This window comes from Martinezella paranaensis, assembly GCF_014200235.1.
Lineage (GTDB): Bacteria > Pseudomonadota > Alphaproteobacteria > Rhizobiales > Rhizobiaceae > Rhizobium > Rhizobium paranaense.
Window position 1 is genome coordinate 332,512 of sequence record NZ_JACHBI010000003.1, and the last position, 13,344, is coordinate 345,855.

Here is a 13,344-nt window from a genome sequence, read left to right on the forward strand (position 1 = left end):
GACGACGGAGTAGCGAAGCGCCTTCGCCCCGTGTAACGGGGAGAAGGTGGATTTGAGCGATTTGCGCGAAGCGAAATCGCGAAAAGACGGATGAGGGGTTTTACTCCCTCGAAGCGCCTGCTCCAGTGCGGGCCGCGCGTCCACCACGGCGTCCGCCGCCGGCTGCCGGCGCTGTCGTGGCAGCGGCAGCTACTGCGCCACCCTCGGCCGGCTTGTAGTCGCGATAGGTCATGATCCAGTTGGTGCAGTTAGCGTCGGTGCCGTTCAGAACGTTGGCGGCGCGGACGGCTTCCATTTCCTGCGGGCGGCAGGGGTTCATGATCGCCGAGGTCATGCCGGCGCCGATTACCATCGGGATGAAGCCGGCATTGATGCCATGGCGATGCGGCAGGCCGAAGGAGATGTTGGAGAGGCCGCAGGTCGTGTTGACCTTCAGCTCGTTGCGCAGGCGGTGCAGCAGCGCGAAGACCTGACGGCCGGCGTCGCCCAGCGCGCCGATCGGCATGACGAGCGGATCGACGACGATGTCATGCGGCTTGATGCCGTGGTCCATCGCGCGCTCTACGATCTTCTTGGCGACGGCGAAACGTACGTCGGGGTCCATGGAAATGCCGGTCTCGTCATTGGAGATGGCGACCACGGGTACGTCGTATTTCTTCACCAGCGGCAGGATGGCTTCGAGCTTCTCTTCTTCGCCGGTCACGGAATTGACCAGCGGACGACCCTTGGCGACCTTCAGGCCAGCCTCGATAGCGGCGGTTACCGAGCTGTCGATCGACAGCGGCACGTCGACGAGGCCCTGGACGATTTCCAGCGTCTTCACCAGCAGGCCCGGCTCGGTCTCGTTCGGATTGACCGAGGTGACGCCGGCGTTGACGTCGAGCATGGTCGCGCCGGCGGCTACCTGTTCCAGCGCATCCTTGATGACCGTCTCGAAATTGCCTTCGATCATCTCGGCGGCCAGCTTCTTGCGCCCCGTCGGGTTGATGCGTTCGCCGATCACGCAAAAGGGTTGGTCGAAACCAATGATGATTTCGCGAGTGGCTGAAGCAACGATGGTGCGCGTCATGTCTGATCCTCTGGTCAGTTGGCCCGATAGAGGTGGTCTATCGTGCGATGAATTCGGTTACAAGTCAGGCCGGCTTCCCGCGGGCCTGTTAAGAACATTCTGGTTCAATGCGCCAGGTGCGGCGGATGATGGGCGGCGGCTTCGGCCATTTGCTGCTGGTTCTCCTCCATGCCGCCGCGGATATGCTCCAGCCGCTCGGCGACGAGCGCGTCGGTGCGGCTCGCCTCGTGCTTCCAGGGCTGGCGGCCTTTCAGGACACCCGAATCGTGCACCATCTCGGCGACATATTCTTCCTGGCGGTAGGCCATGACGTGGATGCCGGAAACGCCCTCGATCTCCTTCACCTCGTTGATGATGTCGATGCAGAGCTGCTTGCCTTCCTTTTTCTGATCCTGAGCGCCTTCGATGCGCTTGATCACCTCGTCCGGAATATGCACGCCCGGCACGTTCGAGCGCATCCAGCGAGCGGTCTTGGCGGAAGCCAGCGGTCCGACACCGACCATGACGAAGCACTTCTCATGCAGGCCGAGATCGCGGACCTTTTTCATGTAGTCGCGGAACATCGGCACGTCGTAGCAATATTGGCTTTGAACGAACTGCGCGCCGGCTTCGATCTTCTTCGCCAGGCGATAGGGCCTGAAGTCGTAGGGCGGCGCAAAGGGGTTGATGGCAGCGCCAAGAAAGACTTTCGGCGGTGACGTCAACTTGCGGCCGGAGAGGAACTTGGCGTTGTCGCGCATCATGCGAACGGTTTCGAGCAGCGACATGCAGTCGAGATCGAAAACCGGCTTGGCGCCCGGCTGGTCGCCGGCCTGCACGCCGTCACCGGTCAGGCACATGATGTTGCAGACGCCCATGGCAGCAGCGCCCAGCACGTCGCCCTGGATGGCGATGCGGTTCTTGTCGCGGCAGGCGATCTGCATGATCGGGGCATAGCCCATGCGCGTCAGCAGCGCGCAGATGCCGACCGAGGACATATGGCAATTGGCGCCGGAGGCATCGACGGCGTTGATGCCGTCCACCCAGCCATCGAAAATGGAGGCGCGCTCGTAGACATCTTCCGCATTGGCGCTGTCGGGCGGGTTCAGCTCGGCCGTGACGGCGAACTCGCCGCGGCGCAGCACACGCTCAAGCCGCCCAAGCGACGAGTGGCCCGGCAGGGGATCGAGCGGCAGATGCGCGCCAAGCGGGTTTTCATCAATATGCGCCATTCGATCAGGCTTCCTTCTTCTTCGCTTCGCGCGCTGCCGCAGCTTCAGCGGTCACGCGCAGCCACGAGGATGTTTCCCGCAGCGACTGGTTTACCGGCTTCTGCACATTCAAGATCGCATCGCCCCCGTTCATATTGCGCGAGCCGTTCCAGGCCTGCACCCAAACGCAAGGCATATCGGGCTCGACTTCGCAATTGCCATTGGCGCGCACGCCGCCGCAAGGGCCGTTGCGCAACTGCTTCGGACAGTTCATCGGACAGGACATGCCGGTCGACGATAAGGCGCACTGGCCGCACATGCGGCAATCGAAGAGAAAGCCCTTCACGTTGCGCTCGACGAAGGTGATCGGCCGTTCGACGCGCGCATAGCCGATGGACTTCCAGAGCGGATGCAGCAGGAGGAAGGCGTCGGCGAAGCGGTGATAGAACCACTCGAGGAAACGCGAATGACGCACGGCCCAGAGACGGACAGTGTATTTGCGACGAGCGCGGCGGTTCGGCGAAACACCCGATGGCGTATAGGCGCCGGTGGCTGCCTTCGCACCCGCCGCGGCGTTGCCTGGTTTCTGGACGGTATCAGCCATTGTCACGTCCTCCGGCCTTCACCAACGCTACCAGGCGCTCGCGATCATAGGCGGCTTCGAGTTCGCTGGCGGCCTTGTCGGCCTCTGCTTCAAGATCGTCGGAGACTGGCACGGGATCGGCCTTGCGCCATTCGGCCAAGTAGTCGTCAGTCTCGGCAGCGCCGGTGCGCATGGCGCACATGTCGATCGCTTCCGTGAAGCGCAGCGACAATTCACGCTTGGCCGATTGCCGTCCTTTCTTGATGATGATCTGGGCAGGAATGTCCCGCCAGTAGACGACAATGCGATCTGCCATGCAAATTCTCCTCTTTGAACAAGAATGCACGTCCGCCGATCTGGGGACTGCGCTTGCGACGACGCGGCCCATGCCAAAAAACGACGCGATGTCGAAACCATCTGCGCATAACCGACACTTCTGGTCACCTCTAAGTGACATCGTCTTGTTTTTCGCTGGGATTCGGGGCTTTCAACATGGCCGGGTCCGGCGGCAACCGCAAGTGGGGCGGCGTTGGGCAATGTCGTAATCAGACAGCCTTCAATTCGCGGGCGAGATCGCCATAGCCGGTGAAGCGATATTCGTAGTCGAGGCCGAGATAGGTCGCTGCCGCTTTTGCCTTTTCCTGCAGTGCCGAATCCTCTTCCTGCGAGAGATAGACGACCTTGCGGTAATTGCCGAAATACATTTCCTTCAGCTCTGGATGCCGGTCGAGGCCGAGCGGCACGATGACGAAGGATTCGAACTGACGCGCCAGGAAATCGGTGAGGAAAAACGAGGTAATGTCATCCTCGCGAGTGGAAAAGGCTTCGTTGCCGCTGAAGAAGGAATAGCAGTGCGGGCCGGAAAGGCGTTCGATGCCTTCTTTTTCGCAGATTTTGTCGATATCGCCGCCGGTGCCGCAATCGGCATAGCCGATGAAAATCTTCTCGAAGCCGCGTGAGCGGGCATCCGCAATCGCCTCTTTGAGGGCAGGGGCAATCTTCTGTGGATAGGAATGGTAGATCGCGGGAAGACAGTGCAGGTCGATATGATCGAGGTTATTGATTCTGGCGATCGCGAGTATTTCGCGCGCGATTGCACCGCACGCGATCACATGAACTTTTTGCGCGATTGTGCGTTCATTGGGCGGCGTGTTTGTCTCCGCCTCTTGCCGATCAATATCCATTCCGAAAGGGCTCCGATCATGACAGCACCGACACTCACCAAAATCGCCGCCGCCTGTGCAGTCCTTATGGTACTCGCTTCATGTGCCAACACAATTCGCGGCGTGGGCAGGGACACCGCCAATGCCGTCAACGCAACCGAGAGCGCCGGTCACAGCGTAAAGAGGGCCGTCGTCAACTGATTTGGGGTGCCGATCGGCCGGCGGCAACCCTAATGGATGCCGCCGCCTTGGCATTCGTCGCGATCAGGCGCTGGCAGCGTGGCTGTTGTGCTTGCGCTTCATGAAGTCCTTGGCGGTTTCGACCGCCACGGCCGCGTCACGGCAGTAGGCATCAGCACCGACCGCTTTGCCGAACTCTTCGTTCAACGGCGCACCGCCGACGAGGACGACATAATCATCCCGCATGCCCTTTTCCTTGAGCGTGTCGATAACGACCTTCATGTACGGCATGGTGGTCGTCAGCAGCGCCGACATGCCGAGAATATCCGGCTGTTCGCGCTCGATGGCGTCGAGATAGTTTTCGACCGGGTTGTTGATGCCAAGGTCGACGACATCGAAGCCGGCGCCTTCCATCATCATGCCGACGAGGTTCTTGCCGATGTCGTGAATGTCGCCCTTGACGGTGCCGATCACCATCTTGCCGAGCTTCGGAGCACCGGTCTGCGCCAGCAACGGCCGCAGGATAAACATGCCAGCCTTCATGGCATTGGCGGAAAGCAGCACTTCGGGAACGAAGAGAATGCCGTCGCGGAAGTCGATACCGACGATACGCATGCCTTCGACAAGCGCCTGGGTCAGGACGTCATAAGGTGCCCAGCCGCGTTCGAGGAGGATATTTGTCGCTTCCTCGATTTCCTCCTTCAGTCCGTCATAGAGGTCGTCGTGCATCTGCTGCACAAGTTCCTCGTCCGAGAGTTCCGAGAGAATGATTTCTTCGTCAGACATGCGCTCCATCCCGTTTTCGTGCGATGCATCAGGGGCTTCTATAAAACAATGCTGTCTTTATCGATAGACCGGAAGCCTAACAAAACCCTTTTCGAAAGCGACGTGACGCAGATAAATCGCGACGGAAGGAACAGATGGATATGAAGCAATTTCACGCCGGCCATGTCTGTCCTATGCTAGTCACTGGCGCATAAAGGAATGTCCGTGCGACGGAATCGGGTAGCATGGGGCAAATTGTACAGACGTATTCATGCGCAAGAGTGAGGAAGCATCATGGATGATATGATTGAGCAACCGGCCGCAGGTGATGGTGGCGGACGGCGTTCGCGCGGCGAGGGCAGGGGTGCGGCTGCGCGGCGCGCATCACGCAGCGGTGGCGGGCCAGGTCCGTCGCTCCCGTATATCCAGCGCAAGATCGGTGTCTACGAGGTCCTGGACGAGGAAGGCCTGCAGCTCATTGAGCGCAATGCTGACACCGTGCTCGAAGAAATCGGCATCGAGTTTCGCGACGATGCGGAAGCACTGGAACTCTGGAAGGAAGCTGGTGCCGACGTTAAGGGGCAGCGGGTGCATTTCCCGAAAGGGCTTTGCCGCGAACTCCTGAAGACCGCGCCGAAGGAATTCACCTGGCATGCGCGCAACAGCGCCCGCAACGCCCAGGTCGGCGGCAAGGCAACGATCTTCGCGCCGGTTTACGGCCCTCCCTTCGTTCGCGATCTCGAAGGCAATCGTCGTTATGCGACGATCGAGGATTTCCGTAATTTCGTGAAGCTCGCCTATATGGCGCCGTCGATCCATTCGTCCGGCGGCACGGTCTGCGAGCCGGTCGACATCCCGGTCAACAAGCGCCATCTCGATATGGTCTACAGCCATATCAAATATTCGGACAAGCCGTTCATGGGTTCGGTGACCGCGCCGGAACGTGCCGAAGACACGATCGCCATGGCGAAGATCGTTTTCGGTGACGAGTTCGTCGAAAACAATTGCGTCACGCTGAACCTGATCAACGCCAATTCGCCGATGGTGTTCGACGAGACCATGCTCGGTGCATTGAAGGTCTACGCGCGGCATAACCAGGCCTCCGTCGTATCGCCGTTCATTCTCTCCGGCGCGATGAGCCCGGTGACGGTTGCCGGCACGCTGACGCAGATCCTGGCCGAGGTTCTGGCCGGTGCATCCTTCACGCAGTTGATTCGCAAGGGATCGCCGGTGCTTTACGGCACCTTCGCCGCCTCCATCTCCATGCAGTCGGGCGCGCCGACCTTCGGCACCCCGGAGCCGTCGTTGGTGTCCTACGGCTCGGCCCAGCTTGCCCGTCGTCTCGGACTGCCTTTCCGTACCGGCGGTTCGCTCTGCGCTTCCAAGGTGCCGGATGCGCAGGCGGCTCATGAATCGGCCAGCACGCTGAACATGACGCTGCTTGCCGGCACGAATTTCGTGCTGCATGCCGCTGGCTGGCTCGAAGGCGGCCTCGTCAGCTCCTACGAGAAGTTCATGATCGATCAGGATCAGCTCGGCATGATGCAGAAGATGGCCGAGGGCGTCGATCTCTCAGAAAACGGCCAGGCGATGGATGCCATCCGCGAAGTCGGCCCCGGCAGCCACTATCTCGGCTGCGGCCATACGCAGGCCAACTTCCAGACGGCCTTCTACCGTTCGGCGCTGGCTGACAACAATTCCTTCGAACAGTGGGAAATCGAAGGTCAGAAGCGCATCGAGGAACGCGCCAATGCGCTTTGCCGCTCCTGGCTCGACCATTACGAAGCACCGCCGCTTGATCCGGCGATCGATGAGGCGCTGCTGGCCTATATCCAGAAGCGCAAGGATTCGATGCCGGACGCTTTCACCTGAAGAGAGCCCGAGGCCGCCAGGGAGCAAGGCGGTGCGGTTCGCGTCGCCGATCTGATTCAGAAAGAGGTCTGGCGGCCGCACTATCAATATAAGGGGCCGCGATGAGTGGCGGCTCCGCGATTGTCAGCGAACTCCGTGCGGCGCTTGCGCCGCACGGAGTTTTTGTTCGTGGGATCATTTCCTTCGGCGAAGGCGAGGGACCGGCATTGGCCGACGGGACGCCGGCGCGAAGCGTGATCCTGCTCGGCAATATCGGCGGTTCCATCTGGGAGCCGTTTTCCCGATGGCGGCAATCGCCCGAAAATGCGGATCATACCGATCCGCTGGACGAGTGGTCGAAGGCGATCATAAGGCCTCTAGCCGCGGTATTCAATGCGACAGCCTATTTCCCCTCCGATCCGCCGTGGCAGCCGTTCCAGCGATGGGCAATGCAGGCGGAAGGTTTGAAGGCTTCGCCGCTCGGCATCCTGATCCATCCGGACTATGGCTTGTGGCACGGTTATCGCGGTGCGCTCGGGTTTGCCGACATAATCGAAGTGGATGGGGCAGGGACGATGGCTGCACATCCCTGCGATCATTGCGACGAAAAGCCTTGCCTGACCGCCTGTCCCGTCGAGGCCGTCACATCGGTCGGTTTCGACGTAGCCGCCTGTCGGTCGCATCTCCGGACGGATGCAGGGAAAACCGGTTGCATAATTAGCGGCTGCCTGGCGCGCAATGCCTGCCCAGTGGGATCGGCCTATCGCTATCCGCAGGCGCAGCTCGCTTTTCACATGGCGGCACTTCGGTCTTAAAAAGGAAGGAATTTCCTTCTTTTGCCGCATTTTGATTGCGCCCTTAAAGCTTCGAAATTCGCTGCGGAGCCCAAGCGTTTGATTCGGTTGCTGACCATGTTCGCCATCCTCACCTGCGCCACCACGGCGTTTGCTGATGAGGCCTGCCGCAAGGTTCAGCATCTTGGCGACAGCTATACCGTCTGCACCTTCGATCCCGCCACCGACGGTATCCGGCTCTACCAGAACGACCGCAGCGGCAAGCCCTATGGCTCGTTCCGAGCGCTGGAAAACGATCTTCGCCAGGACCGCATCTACATCCGATTTGCGATGAATGGCGGCATGTACCGGGATGACCAATCGCCGGTCGGCCTCTATGTCGAAGACGGCAAGCAACAGAGAGAGATCAACACCAACAAGGGGTGGGGCAATTTTCATCTACTGCCGAACGGCGTCTTCTATCTTCAGCCGGGCCATGCCGGCATCATGGAGAGCAAAGCCTTCCAGGCTTCCGGCATCAAGCCTTTCTACGCGACGCAATCCGGCCCGATGCTGGTGATCGACGGCAAGCTGCATCCGTCGTTCCTCGCCGACAGCACCAGTTTCAAGACGCGCAACGGCGTCGGCGTGTCAGCCGATGGCAAGGTCATCTTCGCCGTATCTGACGGCGCTGTCCGCTTCCACGATTTTGCGACTTTGTTCCGTGACGATCTCGGCTGCGCCAATGCACTCTTCCTCGATGGCAGCATCTCCAGCCTCGATATACCGGAATGGCAGAGGCGGGATGAATTATTCCCGCTCGGCCCGATCATCGCGGTGACGGAGCTGCTGCCGGGCTGAGGAGCCTCAAACGAACTGTTCGATATAAGTGAGAATATCGAACAGCCCGTCTCTCGGACCGGGATTGGGCGGAAAGTTCTGCGTGAAGCGAAGGAACGCCCTTGGCTTGTCGGACCTATCGAGCTGCGGCGCTTCCCGGCTCAAACGTTCCCGGATCGCTGGCGACAGAAGATTGATCGTCGTGTCGTCGATGATCGGCTCGATGATGACCGGTTCGCCGTTGAATGCGATCGCTTCCGTTGCGGCTGTCGCGATACCGGCGAGCTTGCGGATCTGATCATAGGATTCCGGCGGAAGCGGCGCGGCGTGATAGGCCGCCATGCGATGATACATGATGTAGGCCTCGACCCAATTCTGCGCGTTGACATGCAGGCGCATGGCGACGGCCTGGCGCTGCAGCATGAATTGCGTGATGCGCTGCACCAGAGACGTCCGGTAATCGGCGGGAAGCTTGCCGTCGCGAAGGGCCTGAGAGGCGAGATATTCCAGGCCGCCTCTGTAGGTGTCCCACTGGAACATGCATTCCTTGTTACCCTGCTGCAGGCGCGGGTCGTCGGAGACCGCCGTTACGCGTGCGAAGGGTTCCGGCATGAAGAGAATGTCGGCCTTGTCGAGCGCGCGCGTCGTATAAAGAAATGCCCAGAAGATGAAGGGCGTCGGGCTGGAGATAGACTTGGCCAGGACGTCGCGCCGGATGATCATGAACTCAGGGAAGACGTGTCGCTCGAGGATGAATTCCAGCATCGAATGGAAATCGCCCTTCGAATGACGCGTCGGATAGGACAGGTGATAAAAGGGCTGCATGTCGCCGCCGCCCGGCCGTCCATCGACAAGCATCCACGGCGCTTGCACCATGCCGATCCGCTGGTCCTCCGCCATCAAGCGGATGTATTCGACGACCTTTTCCGGAATGAGCAAGTCGTCGTCCCCGAGGAAAACTGCGTATTGACCGCGGGCACGCTGCATGGCGAAGGCATAGTTGCTGAGAAAACCGGAATTGCTTGCGCGGCGGTAGGCGCTGACTTCCGGGTGATGCGAGATGGATTGGACATAGCCAGCGGTATTGTCCGTCGAGCAGTCATCGACAATCACGATCTCAAAGGGAATGCCGAGCCGGCGAAACGCGTCCAGATGGAAGCTTACATTGCGCTCCAGCATGAACTGGCGATTGTAGGTCGGAACGCAGATCGAAAGGACGGGGGATTCAATAGAGGACATCGACTTCTCCAGAGGCATCGGCGCGATTCGGATCGCGAGCTTTGCCGTTGGATAGGAGAGGTTGCTTTCGCGGGGCTGGAGAATTCACGCTCATTCCAGGCGAGTGTGAAGCGACATACGGCCTCCAGCCCGGTGCAAGCTTTGATTTTTATCCCTCTGCCAAGGTGGTTCGTCGAACTTGATACGGCAGGGTCGGCAGCGCGGGGCGATTAATCGAGGCGCGATTTCATCTATGCCGCCGTTGGCGGCTGCCGGTGCCTGGAGATGTCATATGAACTCAATTGTTATTGCCCGCTATAAAGAGTCTCTCGATTGGGTCCTGAACATTCCCGACGATTTCGAGGTCTACATCTACAACAAGGGCGAGCCGATCAGCGATCCGCTCATCATTGACAGAGCCGATCACATCATCGACAGGCAGAATGTTGGGCGGGAGTCCGAAACATACATCCACCATATGCTGACGGTACCGCGGGACGCCGATTCCTTCACGGTCTTCTCGCAAGGCGATCCCTTTACCCATAGTCCGGATTTCCTGCCGCTGCTGGAAAACTGGCGGCAATGGGACAGCCTGCAGCCGCTGACCTGGCAATGGCAGGCCGATCACAATATTCCACCGGCGTCCTTGCTCGCGGACTACGAACGACGCCTGGGCGGTCGTCTGCGTGTTCGTCCGGAACGTTTCTCTTTGTCTAGTTGGGGTCCGCCGGATTTCGTCGACGAAGGCGCTTTGGGCACCAGCCGTGATTATTGCGCGTTCCACGGCAACCCGCCGGAAGGAGAAAACGTTGCCAGCGATTTCCTGCGGAAATGCGGACTCGATGAGTTGGCGGACAAAGCGCGGGCACATTCTTTTGGAGTGTTCACCTACGGTGCGATCTTCGCCGTTCGTAACAACCTCATCGCCAAATGGCCGCGGAAGAGCCTGGAAATTACATATCAGGCGACGTTAGGCATGCCCGTCTACGGATATATGCTTGAGCGCATGTGGCTGCATTTCTTCGGCGCGGAATTCGACGTGCCGGTGGCTCCAAAGGTTACGCTGGAACAGCCCTTGCCGCGGCAGGCTCCCATGGAGCTTGGATATCCGAAGGCGGCGCCGTCAACGGTCGATCCGAACGACGACATCATATCGGTTCAGGTCGAAGAACTGAGCGATAAGGTCGAGAAGCTGCGGATCGAAATTTCGGAGCTCAGGGAAACTGTAAAGGTTCAGCGGCTTTCGGCCAGCGCGCGCCATTGAATCCAGGAATAAGGGGCAGTCTATGACGTCATTTGCAGCGAGCAATCTGCAAACTCTTACGCAGGCGGAGCGTGTGGCAATTGCCGCGCAGTGGTCCGATGCTCCATATTTGCAGGCAGAGATGCTTTCCGGTACATCCTGGCAATTGGGCGATCTGGACGGGCGGGAATTGTTGCCGTTTCTAATGCTTGCTCCCGAGGGATTGGTCGGCAATGCCTTTCATGGATCGCTGGATCATTGGTATGTGGCTGATGGAAAGCTCTGCATCCTCGACAGTCAAGGGATGCCAGCGATCGTATTCAACGCGGCTCGCGTCGTGAATTCAGCGGTCGTGGCGCTTGCCGGCCGCGCCGTTCTTGCCGGCGTCGACGCCATCTACATTCTGAACCTTGTCGATCATCCGCCGCATCCGGTATCGGCAACGCCACCGCACATGGAGCGTCGGGCGAGATTCATCAAACAGCCGCCCGTGGGCGCACGCCGGGCCAATCTCGTCGTCGTTCGCGCCAATGGTTCATCGCTGCATCCGCGCTGGTTCGAAGGGCTCAATGACAATACCCGCACCTGGGATCTGTGCGTCAGTTGGTACGGAAACGAAATTCCCGACCCGTCGGTTTCGCCTGAATATCTGACTCATGCGCCGAACCAGCGGAAATTCAAGCCGATCTTCGATCTGTTTTATGAAGATAGCCCGCTTTGGAATTACGATCGCATCTGGTTGCCTGACGACGATCTGCTGTGCAGCGGACCGGATTTGAACAAGATGTTCCATCTGTCGCGCAAATACGGGCTGGATCTGGCTCAGCCATCGCTGCGCCAGGAACCCGGCTGCCACATCAATCATCCGATCACCGCTCAACGCCAAGGCGGCGACGTCCGCTTCGAACCCTTCGTCGAAATCATGTGCCCGGTCTTTTCGCGCCGCGCTCTCCGCATCTGCGTCGGCAGCATCAAGGATGCGGTCTCGGGTTATGGTCTGGACCATTTGTGGCCCTCATTCCTCGGACGGCCTGCAACGCGCATGGGCATCATCGACGCGGTTGGAATCGTTCACACGAGGCCGATCGGCGCGAGCTATGACGTGCGGTCCGCCATTGCCGAGCAAGCGGCGCTCTGGAGAAGCTACGGGTTTAGTTACAAGCCGATTCCAGGCGTAAATTGATGCATGCGGCTTGCGGATGGCGATGTGTCGAGGGGCAAGCCAGCAAGCCGATTTCTCTTCCAATCCCGAGGGACCTGAAAGTTTCATGATCGATTTTTCCAACGTTGACCTGCTGATCGTCGGCGCAGGTTTCTATGGTGCGACCATTGCCGAACGGGTTGCGAACGAACTGCAAAAGAACGTTCTACTGATCGATCGCCGCAGTCACATCGGCGGTAATGCCTACAGTGAATTCGACAGCGAGACCGGAATTGAAGTCCACCGTTACGGGGCGCATCTTTTCCATACGCCAAACGAAACCGTTTGGACCTATCTGAACAGGTTCACCGGTTTTACCGACTACAAGCACCGGGTTTATTCGACGTATCGGGATCAGGTCTATGCGATGCCGATCAATCTCGGCACCATCTCGCAGTTCTTCAACCGGCGACTTTCTCCGGCTGAAGCGCGGACGCTGATCGCGGATCAGGCGGCCGAGATGGCTGGGCGCAATCCCGCGAACTTGGAAGAGAAGGCAATTTCCCTGATCGGCCGGCCCCTATACGAGGCATTCATCCGCGGCTATACCGCAAAGCAGTGGCAGACCGACCCCCGCGATCTGCCGGAGCATATCATCACGCGGCTGCCCGTCCGCTACACCTACGACAACAGATATTTCAACGACAAATACGAGGGCCTGCCGGTCGACGGCTATGCGGCGATCTTCGAGCGGATGCTGAACCACCCGAAGATCAATATCGCCCTTGGCGTCGATTTCTTTTCGCTGAAATCCTCGCTGCCGCCGGGCCTGCCGATTGTCTATACGGGTCCGATCGATCGGTATTTCGACTATTCGGAAGGGGAATTGGGCTGGCGCACGATCGATTTCGAAAAGGAGACCGTCAACACCGGCGATTTCCAGGGCATGGCGGTCATGAACTATGCCGATGAGACGATCCCCTTTACGCGCATCCTGGAGTTTCGCCACTTCAATCCGGAAAGAAGCTATCAGACCGAAAAGACTGTCATCGTAAGGGAATATTCGCGCTCGGCGCAGCGAAAGGATGAGCCGTACTATCCGATCGACACCCGGCAGGACAAGGATGTCTTCCTGCGATATCGGGTGCGTGCGGAAGCGGAAGTCAACGTCCATTTCGGAGGACGGCTCGGCACCTATCGATATCTCGACATGCACCAGGCAATCGGCGCGGCCCTGAAGGCGTTCGAGAGCCGCGTCGTGCCGCATTTCACCGAGGGCCGTATCCTGGGCGGCGAAAAATAGGCTTTGGGCTGAGCTCGAAGGGTCA

The 13,344-nt window shown here is 59.4% G+C and carries 14 protein-coding genes; 7 read left to right on the top strand and 7 right to left on the bottom strand.

The annotated features are described in order from the left end of the window. Positions 1–100: 100 nt before the first annotated feature. The 5 genes from GGD50_RS10500 to GGD50_RS10520 form a co-directional block, all read right to left on the bottom strand. Positions 101–1,069 (bottom strand): methyltetrahydrofolate cobalamin methyltransferase, encoded by a 969-nt coding sequence (locus GGD50_RS10500; protein ID WP_107108358.1) that lies wholly within the window; start codon positions 1,067–1,069, stop codon positions 101–103. Between the two features lie 104 nt (positions 1,070–1,173). Further along, positions 1,174–2,280, bottom strand: coding sequence for a methylenetetrahydrofolate reductase (locus GGD50_RS10505; RefSeq protein WP_107108357.1), 1,107 nt, complete (start codon positions 2,278–2,280; stop codon positions 1,174–1,176). Between the two features lie 4 nt (positions 2,281–2,284). Beyond that, the gene (locus GGD50_RS10510; RefSeq protein WP_107108356.1) at positions 2,285–2,863 is read right to left on the bottom strand and encodes a methylenetetrahydrofolate reductase C-terminal domain-containing protein; all 579 of its coding nucleotides are present in this window, start codon (positions 2,861–2,863) and stop codon (positions 2,285–2,287) included. After that, a complete protein-coding gene (locus tag GGD50_RS10515; protein WP_107108355.1) occupies positions 2,856–3,158 on the bottom strand; it encodes a virulence factor in 303 nt (100 codons plus the stop codon). Before GGD50_RS10515 ends, GGD50_RS10510 begins: the two co-directional genes overlap by 8 nt. 229 nt (positions 3,159–3,387) lie before the next feature. After that, positions 3,388–4,026: a DUF1638 domain-containing protein gene (locus tag GGD50_RS10520; protein WP_107108353.1), complete on the bottom strand. Its 639-nt coding sequence runs from the start codon at positions 4,024–4,026 to the stop codon at positions 3,388–3,390. Positions 4,027–4,044: 18 nt separating this feature from the next. On the opposite strand from GGD50_RS10520, the gene GGD50_RS32735 reads away from it, so the two are divergent. After that, entirely contained in the window at positions 4,045–4,206 is a 162-nt protein-coding gene (locus GGD50_RS32735; RefSeq protein WP_107108352.1) for an entericidin domain-containing protein, read from the top strand. Positions 4,207–4,269: 63 nt separating this feature from the next. Here GGD50_RS32735 and GGD50_RS10525 read toward each other — a convergent pair whose 3' ends face one another. Beyond that, positions 4,270–4,971, bottom strand: a complete 702-nt coding sequence (locus GGD50_RS10525) for a corrinoid protein (protein WP_107108550.1) — start codon at positions 4,969–4,971, stop codon at positions 4,270–4,272. A 273-nt stretch (positions 4,972–5,244) separates the two neighbouring features. On the opposite strand from GGD50_RS10525, the gene GGD50_RS10530 reads away from it, so the two are divergent. From GGD50_RS10530 to GGD50_RS10540, 3 genes are all read left to right on the top strand, one after another. Continuing rightward, positions 5,245–6,822 (top strand): trimethylamine methyltransferase family protein, encoded by a 1,578-nt coding sequence (locus GGD50_RS10530; RefSeq protein ID WP_028752248.1) that lies wholly within the window; start codon positions 5,245–5,247, stop codon positions 6,820–6,822. A 101-nt stretch (positions 6,823–6,923) separates the two neighbouring features. Next, positions 6,924–7,616 (top strand): 4Fe-4S dicluster domain-containing protein, encoded by a 693-nt coding sequence (locus tag GGD50_RS10535; RefSeq protein WP_107108351.1) that lies wholly within the window; start codon positions 6,924–6,926, stop codon positions 7,614–7,616. Positions 7,617–7,712: 96 nt separating this feature from the next. After that, on the top strand, positions 7,713–8,435 hold the full coding sequence (locus tag GGD50_RS10540) for a phosphodiester glycosidase family protein (RefSeq protein WP_181316073.1): 723 nt from the start codon (positions 7,713–7,715) through the stop codon (positions 8,433–8,435). Positions 8,436–8,441: 6 nt separating this feature from the next. Here GGD50_RS10540 and GGD50_RS10545 read toward each other — a convergent pair whose 3' ends face one another. Then, positions 8,442–9,653: a glycosyltransferase family 2 protein gene (locus GGD50_RS10545; RefSeq protein WP_181316065.1), complete on the bottom strand. Its 1,212-nt coding sequence runs from the start codon at positions 9,651–9,653 to the stop codon at positions 8,442–8,444. Positions 9,654–9,924: 271 nt separating this feature from the next. Between GGD50_RS10545 and GGD50_RS10550 the strand changes: the two genes are divergently transcribed. The 3 genes from GGD50_RS10550 (at position 9,925) to glf (ending at position 13,319) form a co-directional block, all read left to right on the top strand. Beyond that, complete coding sequence (locus GGD50_RS10550; protein WP_107108349.1) at positions 9,925–10,896, top strand: hypothetical protein; 972 nt, start codon at positions 9,925–9,927, stop codon at positions 10,894–10,896. Positions 10,897–10,918: 22 nt separating this feature from the next. Beyond that, the gene (locus GGD50_RS10555; protein ID WP_107108348.1) at positions 10,919–12,058 is read left to right on the top strand and encodes a DUF707 domain-containing protein; all 1,140 of its coding nucleotides are present in this window, start codon (positions 10,919–10,921) and stop codon (positions 12,056–12,058) included. An 85-nt stretch (positions 12,059–12,143) separates the two neighbouring features. After that, a complete protein-coding gene (gene glf, locus GGD50_RS10560; protein WP_107108347.1) occupies positions 12,144–13,319 on the top strand; it encodes a UDP-galactopyranose mutase in 1,176 nt (391 codons plus the stop codon). Positions 13,320–13,344 lie beyond the last annotated feature (25 nt).

Coding starts and splice junctions, on each gene's coding strand:
- GGD50_RS10505 (WP_107108357.1), bottom strand. CDS start 2,280: ATGGCGCATATTGATGAAAACCCGCTTGGCGCGCATCTGCCGCTCGAT.
- GGD50_RS10500 (WP_107108358.1), bottom strand. CDS start 1,069: ATGACGCGCACCATCGTTGCTTCAGCCACTCGCGAAATCATCATTGGT.
- GGD50_RS10520 (WP_107108353.1), bottom strand. CDS start 4,026: ATGGATATTGATCGGCAAGAGGCGGAGACAAACACGCCGCCCAATGAA.
- GGD50_RS10545 (WP_181316065.1), bottom strand. CDS start 9,653: ATGTCCTCTATTGAATCCCCCGTCCTTTCGATCTGCGTTCCGACCTAC.
- GGD50_RS10525 (WP_107108550.1), bottom strand. CDS start 4,971: ATGTCTGACGAAGAAATCATTCTCTCGGAACTCTCGGACGAGGAACTT.
- GGD50_RS10515 (WP_107108355.1), bottom strand. CDS start 3,158: ATGGCAGATCGCATTGTCGTCTACTGGCGGGACATTCCTGCCCAGATC.
- glf (WP_107108347.1), top strand. CDS start 12,144: ATGATCGATTTTTCCAACGTTGACCTGCTGATCGTCGGCGCAGGTTTC.
- GGD50_RS32735 (WP_107108352.1), top strand. CDS start 4,045: ATGACAGCACCGACACTCACCAAAATCGCCGCCGCCTGTGCAGTCCTT.
- GGD50_RS10530 (WP_028752248.1), top strand. CDS start 5,245: ATGGATGATATGATTGAGCAACCGGCCGCAGGTGATGGTGGCGGACGG.
- GGD50_RS10550 (WP_107108349.1), top strand. CDS start 9,925: ATGAACTCAATTGTTATTGCCCGCTATAAAGAGTCTCTCGATTGGGTC.
- GGD50_RS10540 (WP_181316073.1), top strand. CDS start 7,713: ATGTTCGCCATCCTCACCTGCGCCACCACGGCGTTTGCTGATGAGGCC.
- GGD50_RS10510 (WP_107108356.1), bottom strand. CDS start 2,863: ATGGCTGATACCGTCCAGAAACCAGGCAACGCCGCGGCGGGTGCGAAG.
- GGD50_RS10535 (WP_107108351.1), top strand. CDS start 6,924: ATGAGTGGCGGCTCCGCGATTGTCAGCGAACTCCGTGCGGCGCTTGCG.
- GGD50_RS10555 (WP_107108348.1), top strand. CDS start 10,919: ATGACGTCATTTGCAGCGAGCAATCTGCAAACTCTTACGCAGGCGGAG.